Origin of the sequence: Arthrobacter nitrophenolicus (assembly GCF_045833485.1) — a bacterium.
GTDB classification, from domain to species: domain Bacteria; phylum Actinomycetota; class Actinomycetes; order Actinomycetales; family Micrococcaceae; genus Arthrobacter; species Arthrobacter nitrophenolicus.
This window is the reverse complement of record NZ_CP174504.1, coordinates 1,988,119-2,005,907: the sequence shown is the minus strand read 5'-3', so window position 1 is coordinate 2,005,907 and position 17,789 is coordinate 1,988,119. Positions and strand designations below refer to the sequence as shown.

The following is a 17,789-nucleotide window of genomic DNA, read 5'->3' as shown; positions in this document are numbered from 1 at the left end:
CGGCCCAGCCAGTTTATCCATCAAATCGAATTAAGCCAACGCGCGTGTGTTAAGCGTGAGACAGCCAGGACAGTGCCACTGGCGGCGGGTACCCGGTGCGCAACGGAAGGCGCAAGGCGGCATGCCTCCTAAAGGAAGCGGATCATGCGGGTGTTTCCGAGAGTGTTCGGCTTGACCCGCGCGAGGTCCAGGAACTCCGCAACACCCTCGTCGTGGGAGCGCAGGAGCTCGGAGTAGACCTCCGGATCCACCGCCGACTGGTCCGCCATGACTTCGAACCCGTGCCGCTTGAAGAAGTCCACCTCAAAGGTGAGGCAGAAGACCCGGGCCACGCCAAGGGAACGTGCTTCATCAAGCAGGCTCTCCACCAGCACGTGGCCCACGCCCCGGCCGCGCCAGTCCTCGGAAGCGGCCAGCGTGCGTACTTCAGCCAGGTCCTCCCACATGACATGCAAGGCCCCGCAGCCGATGACCTCCCCGTTGCTGGACTCTGCGATCCTGAACTCCTGAAGGCTTTCGTAGTAGGCCACCGTTTCCTTTGCCATCAGGATCCGCTGGTCCGCCAGCGGCGCTACCAGCTTCTTGATGGCGGACACATCACTTGTACGGGCCGGGCGGATGTGGAAGGAGTCGCTCACACGCCAATCCTAGTTGGCCTGCACTCAGGGGCTCGTCCACCGGCCCGGGAGCGCTACGGCGCCGGAGCCATTGCCTCTTGCTGCCGGCGCCGGGAAACCTCTGATGGCCGCCACCGTATTTAGCCACGGAACATGCGCGAAGTGGCTAAAGACCCAGCTCAGGCGGCAGTGCGACGTCCTCGCCGAGGACGTTTTTGGCCAGGAATGATTCAACCACCTGGTACCAGACTTTGGCGTGCTGCGGCTGGAGGACCCAGTGGTTCTCGTCGGGGAAGTACAGGAACCGGTGGGCGGTCTGGCCGTCGGCATCGGCGGCCAGCTGGGATTTGGAGAGCAGTTCGTACCAAAGCCGCAGCCCTTCCCCGATGGGCACCCGGTAGTCCTTGTCCCCGTGGATGACCAGCATGGGCGTGCTGATCTTTTCCACGTGCAGGTGCGGGGAGTTCTCCAGCGCCATCTCTTCCGTCATTTCCTTCAGCCAGTACTGGGACGCGTCCGTGGTGGGGCCGAACTGGTCCAGGGCCCACAGGCTGGCATGGGTGACGACGGCGTCGAACCGGTCCGTTTGGCCGGCCACCCAGTTGGCCATGTAGCCGCCGAAGGAGCCGCCCATGGCAGCCGTCCGCGAGGCATCGATGTCCGGCCGCTCCACGGCGGCGTCCGTCACGGCCATCAGGTCTGTAAAGGGGGCTTTCCCCCAGGCGCCCCATCCCCGCTGGATGTAGGCCTGGCCGTAGCCGGTGGACAGTGCGGGATCCGGCAGCAGCACCGCATAGCCGAGGGCGGTGAGGAGCCAGGGGTTCCAGCGCCACGTCCACGCGTTCCACGATGCAAGCGGCCCGCCGTGGATCCAGAGGAGCAGTGGCGCCGGGCTGCCGGCGGACGCTTCCCCGGGCAGGGCGAGGTAGGCCGGGACCCGTGACCCGTCCCGGGCCGTGGCTGCGATGCGCTGCAGGCTTCCCGGACACACGGGCCGTTCCGCGGGCGCCGGCAGCCGTGTGGTTTCCCCTGTCGCCAGGTCGATGCGTACCGCTTCGGGCGGGAAGGCATAGGAGCTGCGCAGCGCGTAGGCGGCGCGCCCGTCCGGCGAAACCACGACGTCGGTGTACGCCGCCGCGTCCTGCGTCACCCGGGAGACACTCACTTCAGCGGCAGACGCCGGAACGCTGATCCGGAAAAGGGGCGACGCGCCGTCGTCGTCCGCCGTGGCCAGGATGGCTGACCCGTCCGGCAGCCAGGCGGCCGGCTTGGCCCAGCGGTCCCAGTCGGGCGCAAGGGGCTGCAGGCGCGCCGTCCCGTCGGCGGGGTTGGTGACGTCCAGCAGGTGAAGCTTGACCTCCGGCGCCTGGCGCGGCGTGGAGTCGCTCTCGCTGACCACCACCAGCGTCCTGCCGTCCGGGCTGACGGGGCCGGGAAAGTAGCTCATGCCTTCATGGTCCAGCAGCACCGTCATGCTGCCGGACGCCACGTCCACGGCCACCAGGACGGAACGGCTGTCCGTGCGGGCAAGTGGCTTGGTCAGGCTCGTGTAGATCGTCCTGCCGTCCGGGCTGGCGACCGTCTCCGCCTCCCGCAGCCGGGGCCCCGCGCCGGGCGTCAGGTTCCGCAGCACCAGGGGCGCGGCCGCATCCACCGTTGTCGGCTTGCCCGGTCCCTTGTCCTCTCCCGGTTCGACGGCAAAGATCCGCGGCTGCCCGGGTCCAAGGTCGGCGTCCCAGTACCTCACCGGATATTCACTGTGCAGGATGGCCGAGACCTTGTTGTCCTTGCGGGCCTTGCGGCGCCGGGCGTCGTCTTCCTCGTCGGTGGAGCCAGCCAGGACCTCGGCGGTCACGAAGGCAGCGTCCGCGCCCCTGGCCGTCAGTACCCTGGCGACGCCGCCCGGCCGGTTGAGGACCACCCGGGCTTCCCCGCCGTCGGCAGGAAGCAGCCAGAGGGCATTGACCGGATCCTCGTCCGGGCTGTCAGGGTCGGGCCGGGCTGAGGTGAAGTAGACGTCTCCGTTGGCGGCGAAGGCGGCACCCGCCTCGCCCTTGGCGCTGCGGGTGATGCGCCGGGCGTGCCGCTGGCCGGCCGGGTCCAGCTCCCACAGGGCGGTGGCGAACTCAGTCCCTTTGCCGTTCAGGGTGCTGACGGTTGTGACAAGGCGGGATCCGTCCGGGCTGAGGGTGAGCCCGCTGACCCGTGGGATGGACAGGTAGTGGTCGAGGTCGTGGAAAGGGGTCTGTGGTTGATCGCCCGGGATCGCCGGGTTCAAAATAGCCATGCCTCCGATTCAACACGCTTTGTGTCCCGCATCACAGCACCCGCGGCCTTTTCGGCATGCCGTGCAGGGGAACGCAAAAGCCCCGCCGTTTCCTTGCGGAGCGGCGGGGCTTTTGTGGAGCTGTACCTTTTGTGGGGTTCGGGTCAGACGCTCGGAGCGATCTCCGGGATGCGCGGCTTGGCGTTGCCGGCGAACGTGAACTTCGCGTCGTCGCCTTCGCCTTCCACGTCCACCACCACGATGTCGCCGGGGTGGATGTCGCCAAAGAGGATCTTCTCGGAGAGCTGGTCCTCGATCTCGCGCTGGATGGTGCGGCGCAGCGGCCGGGCACCCATTGCGGGGTCGTAGCCGCGGGTTGCCAGGAGCACCTTGGCGGCCTTGGTGAGCTCGATGCCCATGTCCTTGTCCTTGAGGCGCTTCTCCAGGCGGGTGACGAACAGGTCGACGATCTCGATGATCTCGTCCTGGGTGAGCTGCGGGAACACCACAACGTCATCCACGCGGTTCAGGAACTCGGGGCGGAAGTGCTGCTTGAGTTCCTCGGTCACACGGGCACGCATGCGGTTGTAGCCGGTCTGGGTGTCGGTGCCGGACTGGAAGCCGGTGGCAACGCTCTTGGAGATGTCCCGGGTGCCCAGGTTGGTGGTCATGATGATCACGGTGTTCTTGAAGTCCACCACCCGGCCCTGGGAGTCGGTCAGGCGGCCGTCTTCCAGGATCTGCAGCAGCGAGTTGAAGAGGTCCGCGTGGGCCTTCTCGACTTCATCGAACAGCACCACGGAGAACGGACGGCGGCGGACCTTCTCGGTCAGCTGCCCGCCCTCTTCGTAGCCGACGTAGCCCGGAGGGGCACCGAACAGCCGCGAGACCGTGTGCTTCTCCGAGTACTCGGACATGTCCAGCGTGATGAGGGCGTCCTCTTCACCGAACAGGAACTCCGCGAGTGCCTTGGCCAGCTCGGTCTTGCCGACGCCGGTAGGGCCGGCGAAGATGAACGAGCCGCCGGGGCGCTTGGGGTCCTTGAGCCCTGCACGGGTGCGGCGGATGGCCTGGGACAGTGCCTTGATGGCCTCGTCCTGGCCAACGACGCGCTTGTGCAGTTCCTCTTCCATCTTCAGCAGGCGCGAGGATTCTTCCTCGGTCAGCTTGAAGACGGGGATGCCGGTGGAGTTGGCCAGCACCTCAGCGATGAGGTCCTCGTCCACCTCGGAGATGTCGTCCATGCCGCCGGACTTCCAGTGGCGTTCCTTCTCGGCACGCTCGGCGATCATCTTCTGCTCTTTGTCGCGGAGCGAAGCTGCGCCTTCGAAGTCCTGCGCGTCGATGGCGGATTCCTTCTCCATCTTCAGCTTGGCGATGCGCTCGTCCATGGCCTTGAGCTCCGGCGGAGCGGTCATGCGGCGGATGCGCAGCCGTGCGCCTGCCTCGTCGATCAGGTCGATCGCCTTGTCCGGCAGGAAGCGGTCCGAAATGTAGCGCTCGGCGAGGCTGGCGGCAGAGGCCAGGGCGCCGTCGGTGATGGTGACGCGGTGGTGTGCCTCGTAGCGGTCACGCAGGCCCTTGAGGATCTCGATGGCGTGCGCCACGGAGGGTTCCTTGACCTGGATCGGCTGGAAGCGGCGCTCCAGCGCGGCGTCCTTCTCGATGTGCTTGCGGTACTCGTCCAGCGTGGTGGCACCGATGGTCTGCAGCTCGCCGCGGGCCAGCATAGGCTTCAGGATGGACGCGGCATCAATGGCGCCTTCGGCGGCGCCGGCACCAACGAGCGTGTGGATCTCGTCGATGAAGAGGATGATGTCGCCACGGGTGCGGATCTCCTTGAGGACCTTCTTCAGGCGCTCTTCGAAGTCACCGCGGTAGCGGGAGCCTGCCACCAGGGAGCCGAGGTCCAGGGTGTACAGCTGCTTGTCCTTGATGGTCTCCGGGACGTCGCCGCGCACAATGGCCTGGGCAAGGCCTTCGACGACGGCGGTCTTGCCGACGCCGGGTTCGCCGATGAGGACCGGGTTGTTCTTGGTGCGGCGGGAGAGGACCTGCATGACGCGTTCCATCTCCTGCTCGCGCCCGATGACCGGATCCAGCTTGTTCTCGCGGGCAGCCTGGGTCAGGTTGCGGCCGAACTGGTCCAGCACGACGGAGCCGGCCGGCGCGCCCTCGGGCTGGCCTGAGCCGACGCCCGCACCGGTGGTTTCCTTGCCCTGGTAGCCGGAGAGCAGCTGGATGACCTGCTGGCGCACGCGGTTGAGGTCGGCGCCGAGCTTGACCAGCACCTGGGCGGCAACGCCCTCACCCTCGCGGATGAGGCCGAGCAGGATGTGCTCCGTGCCGATGTAGTTGTGGCCCAGCTGGAGTGCCTCGCGCAGCGAGAGCTCCAGTACCTTCTTGGCACGGGGGGTGAAGGGGATGTGCCCGGACGGCGCCTGCTGGCCCTGTCCGATGATCTCCTGCACCTGCTCGCGAACGCCGTCGAGCGAAATGCTCAAGGACTCAAGAGCTTTGGCGGCAACGCCCTCACCCTCATGGATCAGACCCAAGAGGATGTGTTCGGTACCGATGTAATTGTGGTTCAGCATGCGTGCCTCTTCTTGGGCAAGCACAACTACGCGACGGGCACGGTCCGTAAATCGCTCAAACATTTCGCCACACTCCTAGCTACGACGTACTTTGATGCTACGTGGCGGGCCCGGACTTGTGGAGCATGTTCGCCACAGGGGAAACCCGCACCGTTCGGGAATATCCCGCAGGCATACCTCCCGGCCCGGACGGGCGGCCGGGGACAAGGCGGAGTGCTGCCCTCCCCTGCTGATAACGAAGCAAATGGCGAAGCTGGCGCCGGGCTTATAAAAAAGTGCCGCAGGCATCCCTCTGCAGGCCGCGCCTAAATTCCCCCGAGGGCGGTGCCGATCCCGCACATTTTGTGCGGGAAACCGAAAAAACCCCGCTTCCCGGCGACGGGAAGCGGGGTTTTAACCAGGTCCTGGCTGCTGCTAGGAATTTGCCTTTTGGTAGGCTTCCTGGATTTCCGCCTGAATTCGGCCGCGGCTGTTTACGGTGTACCCGTTATCCCGGGCCCACTGCCTAATCTGGGCTGAATCATTGCTGCGGCCTGCGGCCGGAGCCTTGGGCGTGCGGGCGGCGGCGCGGCCTCCCGACGCCTTCCGTGCAGCGGCTATGAAGCGCTCCAGCGAAGACCGGAGTTCAGCGGCATTGGCCGCTGAAAGGTCAATCTCGTAGTTCGTCCCATCAAGGCCGAACTTCACATTCTCGTCTGCGGATCCCCCATCCAGATCATCAACGAGGATGATGTTTACTTTCTGTGCCATTTAACGTCTTCCTCTTGGAAAGGGTGGTTTTTTCAGAAAAGCAGGATGTTTCCCTAAAAAGTATGACTCTCTTTATGGCAACGCGTCAAAGCGCCTAATGGTTCCTTGGGGATAACCGCAGAACATTAGGGGATTTTTATTTGGCTTCGGGGCCCGGCTGGCCGGACGGCGGTTCGTCGGCCTGCCTGCGTTCGGCGGACTGTGCCGCCCGCGCGTCGGCCTCGGCCTGGGCGCGGGCTTCTGCCTGCCGTTCCGATTTGTCGGCATTGAAAATCGCCTTCATGGCAAACCAGAAAAGGAGGCCCACCACTATGGAGGGAAGCAGGACTGCTACATATTCCATGCCTAGTGCCCTTCGGGCTTCAGCAGCGGGAAGAGGATGGTCTCCCGGATTCCGGCGCCGGTGAACAGCATCACCAGGCGGTCGATGCCCAGCCCGATGCCGCCCATGGGCGGTGCGCCGTATTCCAGTGCCCGCAGGAAGTCCTCGTCCAGCTGCATGGCCTCGTCGTCGCCGGCCGCGGCGTGGCGGGACTGCTCCGTGAGCCGTTCGCGCTGGATGACGGGGTCGATCAGTTCGGAGAAGGCCGTGCCGCGCTCCATGCCGCCGATGATCAGGTCCCAGGCTTCGATGAGCCGGCCGTCCTTGCGGTGCGGGCGTGCCAGCGGCTGGGCGGAGGGCGGGTAGTCGTAGACAAACGTGGGGTTCAGCAGGGTGGGTTCCACGATTTCGCCGAAGAGCTCCACGGCCAGCTTTTCGGCGTCCCACTTGGGGTCCACCTTGACCTCGTGCTTTTCCGCCACTTCGCGAAGCACCTCAAGCGGGGTGTCCGGAGTGATTTCCTGCCCGACGGCGTCGGACAGCCCCGGGTACACGGCGAGCCAGGCCCATTCGCCGTCGAGGTTGATCTCGCCGGCCTCGGTCTGGATGGTGCGGCCGGCGCCCACGGCGTCAGCGGCGTCCAGGATGATCTCCTTGATGCGCTCCGCCATGACGAACTGGTCAGCCCACGCCTCGTAGCACTCAAGGGTGGTGAACTCGGGGCTGTGGGTGGAGTCCACGCCCTCGTTCCGGAACACGCGGCCCATGTCGTAGACCCGGTCGATTCCGCCCACCACGGCCCGCTTCAGGTACAGCTCCGTGGCGATGCGCAGGGTCATCTTCTGGTCGAACGCGTTCATGTGCGTCTCGAACGGGCGGGCCAGGGCCCCGCCGTGGACCAGGTTCAGGATGGGGGTTTCAACCTCCACGTAGCGGTGGCGGAAGAGCGTCTCGCGGATGGAGCGGGTAATGGCGGCACGGGTGTAGACCATTTCGCGGGCCTCGTCGCGGACCATCAGGTCCACGTAGCGCTGCCGGACGCGGGTTTCCTCGTTCAGTTCGGCGTGCAGCACCGGCAGCGGGCGCAGCGCCTTCGAGGCCATGGACCAGGAGTCGGCCATGATGGAGAGCTCACCGCGGCGTGAGGAGATGACCTCGCCCTTGATGAAGACGTGGTCACCGAGGTCAACCAGTGCCTTCCAGTCGGCGAGCGCTTCTTCACCGATGTTGGCCAGGCTGAGCATGGCCTGGAGGCGGGTTCCCTTGCCGTCGGTGCCGCCCTCCTGCAGGGTCGCGAAGCAAAGCTTGCCGGTGTTGCGGATGAACACCACGCGGCCGGTGACGCCAACGATGTCGCCGGTGGTGTCGTCCGCCTCGAGGTGGGCGTACTTTTCCCGGATTTCGGCGAGCGAGTGCGTCCGCTCCACACCCACCGGGTAGGCCTCCGTGCCGCGCTCGATCAGTTTGGCGCGCTTCTCCATGCGGATCCGCATCTGCTCGCTGGCATCGAGGGGCTCGGGGGCGTTCTTGGGGGCGGGGGTGTTTTGGGAAGTCACAGTCATCAAGTTTACCGGGACTTCGCGTGCCCGCTCCCGCCTAGGATGGGGTGGGTGAAAGAACGGTTCCTTCCAACACACGACGGCGGCCGCCTGGCCTTGTACAGCTACGGCACCGTGGATGCCCCGGGGGAACGCCGGGTGCTGCTGATCGGCGGGGCGTTCCTGACTGCCCTGATCTACCGGCCGTTCTCCATCGCCCTTGCCAAGGGCCTGGGCGAGGGCTGGGCCGTGGACGTGTACGACCGCCGGGGACGCGGCCGCTCAACAGAACAGCCGGCCGACTACTGCATGGGCACCGAGATCGCGGACGTCCGCACGGTCATGGACGCCACCGGCGCCAGGAACATCCTGGGCCACAGCCTCGGCGGTTCCGTGGCATTGAACGCCGTCCAGGAGTTCACCGGGACCTCGTATGTTCCGGACAAGCTCGCCGTGTACGACGCAGCCGTGAACATCGACGGCAGCATCGACACTGAGTGGCTGGACGGGTTTGAGGATGCGGTCAACAACGGCAGGGTGGGGCACGCCCTGGCGCACATGAAGAGAGCAACGTCCCCGGGGTCGGCCCTGGCCCGCATCCCCGAACCCGTCCTTGCCGGGCTGATGGCGCTGCTCTCACGGACCAAGGTCAACAGGATGTTCCGTGAAGTGATGCCCAGCGGCGTCGGCGAACTGCGGGCCGCGTACAAGGAGGCCGACCATGCCAGGGACTTCAGCGTGCTGCCTGCCAATACCCATTTCATGGCCGGCGGCAAGAGTCCCGGCTACTACAAGGTCACGGCGGAGCGGCTGCACGCGGCCGTACCCGGCAGCACGTTCGAGCTCTCCCCCAAGGGCTTCCACGGCTCGATCCCGGCAGCGGTCAACGAACTCGTGACGGACATCTCGGAGTATTTCAAAGGCTGACCGGAAACCGGAGTTTTTGTCCACAGATGGTGGGCTGAAGCGCCCTGAAGTCGCCATATGTGGACAAAAACTCGATGGGGGTGGGGATCAGGTGCGTTCGCCCCGGGTAAATCCGGCCAGGGCGGCGTCGCCGAGATCCTGCCAGAGGCTCCTTTCCTTCCGCCCGCCGCTGCGGTCCGCCAGCCAGTCACCCCAGGCGGTGATGTCCTCCCCGCCGGCGGCGGCCACGGCGTCGCAGGCGAAGCCGACGGCGGATGTGCCGTCCGCCAGCTGCATGGACCCCAGCAGCATGGGCTCGGGCAGGGACGCCAGGAACGAACCCAGCGCGGCAGGCGGCAGCAGCCAGCGCTCCCCCACCAACTCCGCGCCGTCGTCGGACCTGTACACCCCCGGCTTGGGCGGCACCGTGTCCAGCGACACCATGCGGTAGCGGGCGGCCGTCCGGACGGGCCCGTCCCAGGCGGCGCCGAGTTCCTCCAGCTGGTGCGCCAGCGGCTGCCCCTTGCGGTGCGCGCCCACCACCACCAGCGGCACAGCTGCCGCACCTGCCGCCACCGGCCAGGGAGCGGACGACGCCGGCACCCCGGCAGGCTGCCCGGCCGACGGCGACGCTCCCGCGGCGAAGAGGGCGGGCACCCCAGGGGTAACCTCCAGCAGGCGGGCAATATCCGCGGCCACCGCATCGTCGAAGGTCCGGGCCACCACTGTCAGGCCGAACTGCGCGCCGTCCACTTCCCCGGCCGGAACGGCCACGGCGCACAGGTCGAAGAGGTTGCAGAAGTTCGTGTAGGTGCCCATGCGGGAGTTCACGCCCACTGGATCGGCAGCGACGTCGGCCAGCGTCGGGTGGAACGGGGCGGTGGGGACCAGCAGGGCGTCAAAGCCGTGCAGCCGCTCCATGGCCGTGTGCTTCAGCTCCTCCACCCTTGCAGTGTCCGCGACATAGCGGTGTGCGGGCACTTTCCCGGCAGCCCGGATGATGCCCGCCACGGTGGGATCGAGGCCCGCGCCGCCGTCGCACTCCGCCAGGAAGTCCCCGACGGCGGCGTAGCGCTCGGCCACCAGCGCGCCGTCGTACAGCAGCCGGGCAGCGTCGAGGAAGGCGTCGAACTCAATGGGTTCGGCGTCCACGCCCAGGTCCTGGAGCAGCTGGATGTTCCGGTGGAACTCCGCGGCCCATGCCGCCGGCAGGGCCGGCAGGCTTGCCGGGTAGGCGACCCGCGGCCTCGCCGGTGCCGCCAGCCGGACATCCGAAGGCCAGTCGCGGGCGTTGCCTGCCATGACACCCATGGCCAGTTCCGCGGTGGCAAGGTGCCGGGCGAAGATGGTGACGGCATCCCAGGACCGGCAGGCAGGAACCACCCCGGCGGTGGATACGACGTGCAGGGTGGGCTTGATCCCCACGATCCCCTGCAGTCCGGCCGGCACCCGGCCCGAACCGGCCGTGTCCGTCCCGATGGCGATGTCAGCCAGGCCCAGTGCCACCGCCACGGCGGAGCCGGAGCTGGACCCGCCGGAGATGAAGTCGGGGCGGCGGGAGTCGCGGACGGCACCATAGGGGCTGCGCGTGCCCACCAGCCCGGTGGCGAACTGGTCCAGGTTGGTGGCACCCAGCACAAGGGCACCGGCAGCACGCATCCGGGCCACCGCCCCAGCATCCTTGTCGGGGGTGTACGCGAAGCCGGGGCATGCCGCCGTCGTCGGAATCCCTGCCACGTCCACATTGTTCTTGACTGCCAGCAGGAGCCCCGCCAGCGGCAGGTGCGCACCGCCGGCAACTGCCGTATCGATGGCGGCTGCTTCGGCAAGGAGCTCCTCACCGCCGCGCAGCGTGATCCAGATTTCGGGCCGGTCGATTGTTTCGATGGCAGCCAGGGCTGCACGGACCCGGGCCGTGGCGGCGCCTGCGGCTGGGGTGCTCATACTGCTGCCTCTTCCAGTTCCGGGGATTCCATGCCAACGGGCTCGAGGTCCGAGCCGCCGAGGACAACCACTGCCTCGCCCGCCACCACCTGCGAACCCGCGGCCGGCAGGACGCGGAGCACCACGCCGTCGGACGGGGCTTCCAGCACTGTTTCCATCTTCATGGCCTCAAGGGACACCAGTGGCTGGCCTTTCACCACGAGATCGCCTTCCGCCACGTCCACCTTCCAGACGCTGGCGGCGAAGGGTGCCGAGACGAGGGACCCTCCCTCCGGAACCACTACCTCGTCCGCAGCGGGGGCCACGACGGCGGCGAGCGCCTCCGCACGGTCAAACTCGCCGGCGTCGGCCCACGCCTGGCGCTCCACGGCGAAGGCCGCCCCCTGCTTCTCGCGGAATGCCGTGATGGACTCCCGGTTCTCCTCAAGGAACAGTTCGTGGTCGGCCAGGGAGAACGTGCCGTCCTCGATCTCGACGCCGCGGCCCCTTCCGGCGGCCATGTCCGCCCGCAGGTCCAGCAGTTCCTCCGGGCTGACCGGGTACCAGGAGATCCGGTCGAAGAAGCGGAGCAGCCACGGTGAGCCTGGCTCGAACGGTGCGGAGTCCGCGTAGCGGGACCACACCTGGGTGGTGCGGCCAACGAACTGGTAGCCGCCGGGGCCTTCCATGCCGTAGATGCACATGTACGCGCCGCCGATGCCCACCGCATTCTCCGGCGTCCAGGTACGGGCCGGGTTGTACTTCGTGGTGACCAGCCGGTGCCGCGGGTCAAGCGGTGTGGCCACCGGGGCGCCGAGGTAGACGTCGCCCAGTCCCAGGACCAGGTACTCCGCGTTGAAGACGGTGTCGAAGACGTCGTTGACGGAGTCCAGGCCGTTGATGCGGCGGATGAACTCGATATTCCAGGGGCACCAGGGGGCGTCGTCCCGGACACCTGCCATGTAACGTTCAATGGCTTCCCGGGTGGCGGGGTCGTCCCAGGACAGTGGCAGCCGGACGGTGCGGCTGGGGACAACCAGTTCGGAGCTTGCGGGCAGCGCCGCTTCAATTTCCCGGACCATGCCCAGCAGCTTCCTGGTGGGCAGGACCGAGGGGTCCACCTTGATCTGCAGGGAACGGATTCCCGGCGTCAGGTCCACGATTCCGGGCACCCTGAGCTGTTCGATGTGCTGGTGCAGGGCATGGACCCTGGCGCGGAGGCCCAGGTCAAGCACCATGTCTCCGTACTCCACCAGCAGGTTGTCGTCGCCGGAGCGGCGGTACGTGACTGCAGGGCGGCCGGAACCTTCCGGCACCCGGCCCAGTACGCCGTCGTCGCCGTCCCTTTCCGCCGGCAGGCCGGCCTGCCACCCGGCGCTGCCCGGAAGCATCAGCTGCCGGCCGGGTCCCAGATCCTTGGCCGACGGCGCCTGGCTGGCTTTGACGGGAACGAACCGGACCTTGTCGCCGGGCCGGAGCTGGCCGAGCTTCCACCGGTCGGCCGTGACGACCGTAACCGGGCAGACGAAGCCGCCCAGGCTGGGGCCGTCCGGGCCGAGCAGGATGGGGGTGTCGCCGGTGAAGTCCAGGGCGCCGACGGAGTAGGCGGTGTCGTGGATGTTGGACGGGTGCAGGCCTGCCTCGCCGCCGTCGGTCCGGGCCCAGCGCGGCTTGGGACCGGTGAGGCGGACACCGGTCCGTGCGGAGTTGAAGTGCACCTCGTACTCGGCGGCATACAGCTCATCGATGTCTTCGCGCTGGAAGAATTCAGGGGCACCGTGCGGGCCCTCTGTCACTGCCAGTGCCCACACAGATGTCAGGGCGGGACGGCTGTCCAGCGGCACCGCCCCCGCAACTGTGCCGGTGGGGGACTGGACGGCGCGGAGCACGTCGCCGGCGCGCAGGACCCGTCCGGCGTGCCCGCCGAACTGTCCCAGGGTGAAGGTGGAGGCGCTGCCGAGGTACTCGGGAATGTCCAGGCCGCCCTGGAACAGGATGTAGCCGCGGAGCCCGTGCCCTGCCGCGGTGCCAACGTCGAGCGTTCCTCCCGCCGGAACCGTGACCGGCGTCCACGCGGGCACCTCCGTCCCGTCAACCGTCAGCGTGACGTCGGCGCCGGTGACGCAGACGGTGGTGGCGGAGGTGAAGGTCAGGCTGGGTCCGGTCATGGTGAATTCCAGGCCCGGGGCGCCCTCGGGATTGCCCAGGGCCGTGTTGCCCAGCCGGAACGAAAGATCGTCCATCGGCCCGCTCGGCGGAACCCCGATCTGCCAGAGCCCGGTGCGGCCCGGCCAGTCCTGCACGCTTGTCTGCAGGCCCGGACGGTTGACGGTGATGCGCGGTTCGGGGTCCCCCACGCTGTCCAGGGTGCTGGTGGAGTGCCCGACGCTGCGGACGACGTCGAGGCCCGTTACGGCGCGCAGCATCCCCAGGTTGGTCTCGATCCCGTCGATCCGGGTGCCTGCGAGCGCGGCGGCCAGCCGGTCGAAGGCCTCGCCCCGGGTTGCCCCGGAGGTGATGACCTTGCCCAGGAGCGGATCGTAGTTGGTGGACACCTCGGTGCCGGTCTCCACCCAGGCGTCCACTCGGACACCATCCGTGGCTGGAAATTCTGCGTTCGTGACAGTCCCGGCACTGGGCTGGAAATTGCGCGCGGGATCTTCAGCGTAGACGCGGGCCTCGACGGCGCTGCCGGAAACGGGCAGGCCGTCCGGAAGACCGGCAAGGACGCTCTTCGCTTCCCCGCCGCCCTGCGCCAGCCGGAGCATCCATTCCACCAGGTCCACCCCGGTGACGGACTCCGTGACGGGGTGCTCCACCTGGAGGCGGGCATTGACCTCCAGGAAGGACGCCTCCTGGCGGGCGGAGTCGTAGACGAACTCCACGGTGCCGGCGGAGCGGTAGTTAAGGGAGGCGCAGAGGGCGCGGGAGGTGCGGTGCAGTTCTTGCCGCAGGCTGCCCGGCAGGTCCGGGGCCGGTGCCTCCTCGAGCACTTTCTGGTGGCGGCGCTGCAGCGAGCAGTCCCGGTCGCCCAGGCTCACCACCCGCCCCTCGCCGTCGCCGAAGACCTGGACCTCGATGTGCCGGGCGTTCTCGACATACCGTTCGGCAAAAACGCCGGCCGTGCCGAAGCTGGCGCCGGCCAGGCGGGCCACGCGCGGGAAACTCTCCACCAGTTCGGCCTCGGTGCGGCAGACGGTCATACCGATCCCGCCGCCACCGCCGGTGGCCTTCAGCATCAGCGGGAACCCGATCGCCTGGCTGGCCGCGACGGCGGCGTCCACGTCCTCAAGCAGCCCGGAACCGGCGATCATCGGTACCCCGGCCGCACGGGCGGCGTCGCGCGCTGTGTGCTTGGTGCCGAAGATGCGCAGCTGTTCGGCGGTGGGACCGACGAAGGCCAGCCCCGCCGCTTCCACGGCCTCGGCGAAGGCGGCGTCCTCGGACAGGAAGCCGTACCCTGGGTGGATGGCGCCGGCGCCCGTGGACGCGGCGGCGGCCAGCAGGGCATCAACCTTCAGGTAGGACTCCTTCGCGGGTGCCGGGCCCAGGAGCACTGCCTCGTCAGCCAGGCGGACGTGGCGGGCGCCGCGGTCCGCTTCGGAGAAGACGGCCACCGTGCGCAGCCCGAGCTTCCGGGAGGAGTCGATGATGCGGCAGGCGATTTCACCGCGGTTTGCGATCAGCAGGGTGTCGAAAGTGCTCAGGTTTGTGGTGCTCACAGCGCTGCCTCCGGCCGGGTGACGATCATGCGGACTGGGGTGGGGTTGAAGCCGTTGCAGGGGTTGTTGACCTGCGGGCAGTTGGAGACGAGGACCAGGGTGTCCGCCTCGGCGCGCAGGGCCACCCGTTTGCCGGGGGCAGAGAGGCCGTCAACGATGCCCAGCGCACCGTCCGGGTCCACGGGGACGTTCATGAACCAGTTGATGTTGGACACCAGGTCCCGCTTGCCCAGGCCCCAGCGGGAGCCTTCGATCAGGAAGTTCTCCACGCAGGCGTGCTGTTCGCGGGTGTGCTGGCCGTAGCGGAGGGTGTTGGACTCCTGGGAGCAGGCGCCGCCGATGGTGTCATGCACGCCCACCTCGTCCGCCACCACGGTCATCAGCGGGGCGCCGGTGTCCGCCCGGAGCACGGACCCGGTGGTGAGGACGATCGACTGCTGTGCGGCGATGGTGGCAGCCGCGGAATAGCGGACGGAGGTATCGGCGGCCGAGTAGAGGAGGCAGTCCACGGCCTGGTTTCCTTCCAGGTCCACGATGGTCAGCACGTCGCCGGCTGCCACGACGGCGGACCAGGGGCCGCGGGCTTCCACGTATTCGTCCAGGATCACCTGGCCTGCCGCCAGGGCGGTTTCGCCCGCTGCCGGGACGGACTTGGTGTCCGCAGGGGATTTGGTGAAGGTGGCGGTGTTCATCGGGCGTTCCTCGCGGTCAGGTCGTGTTCGGTATAGCGGAGCGCCTGCAGGTGCTCGGGGGCCAGTGGTCCGGCCAGGCGGCCGGTTTCGAGTGCGGCCAGGTCCTCCGGTGCATGCCAGGCGGTGATGTCCACGGCCGTTCCGGTGAATTCCGGGCGCGGGTCCAGCGGGTGGGCGGTGTTGGCCAGCACCAGCACGGCGTCCATCTGGAGCAGGAGTTCGACGACGGCTCCCGGGCCGGCGCTTCCGGTGAAGGTGATGGTGCCGGCCGGGTCGACGTTGATGCCTTTGAAGAAGGACAGCGACGGCGCCACGTCCCTGGGACCCAGCCCGCATTTCAGTGCACCGAGGGTGAGCAGTTCGCGGGCGGCCGGGGAGGTGCTGTGCGCCGTTCCGGCGCCGTACTTCGCCGTGTTCCCGGCCAGGATGGTGGCACCGGTGAGGGAGTCGTGGCGGTTGGACGTATCGGCGACGATGGTGGCCATCAGCCGGCCTGCGTCCGACAGCAAGGGGTGGCCCGCGCCGGGGTAGGCCTGCCACGGGATCTTGACGGTGTCCGCCACGTTGAGCCGCTCGTGCAGGGCACCGGCGCGGTACAGCAGGGTGTGCACGCAGGCGTCACCGGCGGTGTCGGCGAGCCGGATCCTCGTGCCGCGGGCGAGGGTCATGGTGGTGTACCGGCCGAAGGCGAGGGACTCGGCCCAGGTGGGGCGGACGCCGTCGGGCAGTCCGTCCGTCAGGCGGGCGGGGGCGGAAGTGCCCGGCACGAAGCGCATGGTCTCCGCGGTCCTGCCGTGCTGCTCCCTGGCGTGGGCGCGGGCACCGGCGGTGGTGGCCGTACCTGTGGCTGGTGTTTCGATCGTCTGGGTCATGTCAGTCCTGTGTTGTTTCGAAGGCGAAGAATTGGTCCGGTGCGGGTCAGGCGCTGGCAGCCAGGTTCCGGCGGCGGACCCAGAGGCCCACCAGCAGGACTGCCGTCACCATCAGGGGCGCCGAGTAGAGGAGGATGCCGTTCTCGCCGCTGGGGTCGTAGACCTCGGGCCGTGGCCAGGCGAGGTTGACCACCATCACGGCTCCGTAGAGCACGGCGAGGATGTTGACCGGCAGCCCCCAGCGGCCCAGGGAGAAGAGGCCTTCCGGCATCGTCTGGCCCACGCGGTTCCAGTCGCCGCGGATGCGGTTGGCCAGTTGCGGCACGGTGACCAGGAGGTAGGCGAGGTAGACCATGACGATGCAGACGCTGCACAGGGTGGTGAACAGGGCGGCGTTGCCCACGTTGATGGCCAGCACGCCCACTGCCAGGGCGCCGATCACGATCGAGGGCCACATGGGGGTCCCGCGGGTCGGGTGGACGGAGGACAGCAGCGCGGGGGCGGGGAGCTTGCCGTCCCGGGCCATGGAGAACACCAGCCGGGAGCCGGCGGTCTGGATGGCGAGGGTGCAGACGAAGATGGCGATGGCGACGTCCACCAGCAGCACCTTGCCCCAGAAGGTGCCCAGCACGGCGGTGAGGACGTAGGGCAGGCCTTCGGTGGCGAGGCGGCCGTCGTCGAGGCTGGGTGCGGCCATCAGGGCGGTGATGATCATGAGTGCGCCGCCGATGCCGGAGATGAGGAGGGCGGAGAGGATGGTGCGGGGTGCGGTGCGGCGGGGGTCCTTGGTCTCTTCGGACAGCTCACCTGCGGAGTTGAAGCCCACCATGACGTAGGCGGCCATCAGCCCCGAGACCAGGAAGGCGCCTACCGCCCCCAGCTCGGAGGTCTGCAGGACGGTAGTGTCCGCCACCACGTCCGGACCCCGCTGCGCGGCCGTGATCAGCGCAAGGATCACGGCAATGACGCCCACGATCTCGCAGGTAACGCCCACCGAGTTCACGTGCGCCATGAGCTTCACGCCCAGCGAGTTGATGACGGTGGTGGCCACCAGGAGCACGGCCCCGAGGATCACCGCGTTGGCGGCGCCGGTGACGGTGTTCAGCGCCGGGTCCCCACCCACCACCTGGAATCCGTCCCACAGCTGGGGCAGCACCACCTGCAGGGCGATGGCGGCTGCCGCGGCGGTGACCACCTGCGCGATGGCCATGAACCAGCCGGCGAACCAGCCCACGCCCTCTCCCCCCACGCGCCGGGCCCACTGGTACACGGCGCCGGACAGCGGGTAGCGGGCGGCGAGTTCGGCGAAGTTCAGGGCAACCAGGAGCTGCCCGACCAGCACCACCGGCCAGGTCCAGAAGAACGCCGGTCCGGCGAAGGAGTAGCCGAACGCGAACAGCTGGAAGATGGTGGTGAGGATGGAGACGAACGAAAAGCCGGCGGCGAAGGAAGCGTAGCGGCCGAGTTTCCGGTGGAGGGTGGGCTGGTAGCCAAGGGACGTCAGGTCCGCATCGTCCTGGTGGACGGTGGGGAGAACAGTTGATGTCATCAGAATCTCCGGGGCTGGAACGGCGGGGGGAATAAAGC

12 protein-coding genes are annotated in these 17,789 nt (G+C 68.0%); 1 reads left to right on the top strand and 11 read right to left on the bottom strand.

Going from position 1 to position 17,789, the window contains the following annotated elements:
- Positions 1-128 precede the first annotated feature (128 nt).
- The 6 genes from ACJJV6_RS09380 to lysS all read right to left on the bottom strand — a co-directional run bounded on the left by ACJJV6_RS09380 (position 129) and on the right by lysS (position 8,111).
- Positions 129-638, bottom strand: a complete 510-nt coding sequence (locus ACJJV6_RS09380; protein ID WP_407710394.1) for an amino-acid N-acetyltransferase — start codon at positions 636-638, stop codon at positions 129-131.
- A gap of 145 nt (positions 639-783) precedes the next feature.
- Entirely contained in the window at positions 784-2,904 is a 2,121-nt protein-coding gene (locus ACJJV6_RS09375) for a prolyl oligopeptidase family serine peptidase (protein WP_407710393.1), read from the bottom strand.
- 143 nt (positions 2,905-3,047) lie between these two features.
- Positions 3,048-5,540, bottom strand: a complete 2,493-nt coding sequence (locus tag ACJJV6_RS09370) for an ATP-dependent Clp protease ATP-binding subunit (RefSeq protein WP_035752617.1) — start codon at positions 5,538-5,540, stop codon at positions 3,048-3,050.
- Positions 5,541-5,891: 351 nt separating this feature from the next.
- Entirely contained in the window at positions 5,892-6,227 is a 336-nt protein-coding gene (locus ACJJV6_RS09365) for an Lsr2 family protein (protein ID WP_009357797.1), read from the bottom strand.
- A 136-nt stretch (positions 6,228-6,363) separates the two neighbouring features.
- Positions 6,364-6,570: a hypothetical protein gene (locus ACJJV6_RS09360; RefSeq protein ID WP_009357796.1), complete on the bottom strand. Its 207-nt coding sequence runs from the start codon at positions 6,568-6,570 to the stop codon at positions 6,364-6,366.
- Positions 6,571-6,572: 2 nt separating this feature from the next.
- Positions 6,573-8,111 carry a lysine--tRNA ligase gene (gene lysS, locus ACJJV6_RS09355; RefSeq protein WP_407710392.1) on the bottom strand — a complete coding sequence of 513 codons (1,539 nt, stop codon included), beginning with the start codon at positions 8,109-8,111 and terminating at the stop codon, positions 6,573-6,575.
- 48 nt (positions 8,112-8,159) lie between these two features.
- Here lysS and ACJJV6_RS09350 point away from each other — a divergent pair, with 48 nt between their 5' ends.
- A complete protein-coding gene (locus ACJJV6_RS09350; RefSeq protein ID WP_407710391.1) occupies positions 8,160-9,014 on the top strand; it encodes an alpha/beta fold hydrolase in 855 nt (284 codons plus the stop codon).
- Positions 9,015-9,101: 87 nt separating this feature from the next.
- On the opposite strand, the gene atzF is transcribed toward ACJJV6_RS09350, so the two are convergent.
- Genes atzF through ACJJV6_RS09325 form a run of 5 tightly spaced genes read right to left on the bottom strand, consistent with a single transcriptional unit; the run spans position 9,102 to position 17,751 of the window.
- Entirely contained in the window at positions 9,102-10,937 is a 1,836-nt protein-coding gene (gene atzF, locus ACJJV6_RS09345) for an allophanate hydrolase (RefSeq protein WP_407710390.1), read from the bottom strand.
- Positions 10,934-14,623, bottom strand: coding sequence for an urea carboxylase (uca, locus tag ACJJV6_RS09340; protein ID WP_407710485.1), 3,690 nt, complete (start codon positions 14,621-14,623; stop codon positions 10,934-10,936). Before uca ends, atzF begins: the two co-directional genes overlap by 4 nt.
- Before the next feature lie 11 nt (positions 14,624-14,634).
- The gene (locus tag ACJJV6_RS09335; RefSeq protein WP_407710389.1) at positions 14,635-15,330 is read right to left on the bottom strand and encodes an urea amidolyase associated protein UAAP2; all 696 of its coding nucleotides are present in this window, start codon (positions 15,328-15,330) and stop codon (positions 14,635-14,637) included.
- Positions 15,327-16,202 carry an urea amidolyase associated protein UAAP1 gene (locus ACJJV6_RS09330; protein ID WP_407710388.1) on the bottom strand — a complete coding sequence of 292 codons (876 nt, stop codon included), beginning with the start codon at positions 16,200-16,202 and terminating at the stop codon, positions 15,327-15,329. Before ACJJV6_RS09330 ends, ACJJV6_RS09335 begins: the two co-directional genes overlap by 4 nt.
- Positions 16,203-16,248: 46 nt before the next feature.
- Positions 16,249-17,751 (bottom strand): amino acid permease, encoded by a 1,503-nt coding sequence (locus tag ACJJV6_RS09325; RefSeq protein ID WP_407710387.1) that lies wholly within the window; start codon positions 17,749-17,751, stop codon positions 16,249-16,251.
- Between the last annotated feature and the right edge of the window lie 38 nt (positions 17,752-17,789).

Coding starts and splice junctions, on each gene's coding strand:
- ACJJV6_RS09360 (WP_009357796.1), bottom strand. CDS start 6,570: ATGGAATATGTAGCAGTCCTGCTTCCCTCCATAGTGGTGGGCCTCCTT.
- ACJJV6_RS09330 (WP_407710388.1), bottom strand. CDS start 16,202: ATGACCCAGACGATCGAAACACCAGCCACAGGTACGGCCACCACCGCC.
- ACJJV6_RS09325 (WP_407710387.1), bottom strand. CDS start 17,751: ATGACATCAACTGTTCTCCCCACCGTCCACCAGGACGATGCGGACCTG.
- ACJJV6_RS09370 (WP_035752617.1), bottom strand. CDS start 5,540: ATGTTTGAGCGATTTACGGACCGTGCCCGTCGCGTAGTTGTGCTTGCC.
- ACJJV6_RS09365 (WP_009357797.1), bottom strand. CDS start 6,227: ATGGCACAGAAAGTAAACATCATCCTCGTTGATGATCTGGATGGGGGA.
- ACJJV6_RS09335 (WP_407710389.1), bottom strand. CDS start 15,330: ATGAACACCGCCACCTTCACCAAATCCCCTGCGGACACCAAGTCCGTC.
- atzF (WP_407710390.1), bottom strand. CDS start 10,937: ATGAGCACCCCAGCCGCAGGCGCCGCCACGGCCCGGGTCCGTGCAGCC.
- ACJJV6_RS09375 (WP_407710393.1), bottom strand. CDS start 2,904: ATGGCTATTTTGAACCCGGCGATCCCGGGCGATCAACCACAGACCCCT.
- lysS (WP_407710392.1), bottom strand. CDS start 8,111: ATGACTGTGACTTCCCAAAACACCCCCGCCCCCAAGAACGCCCCCGAG.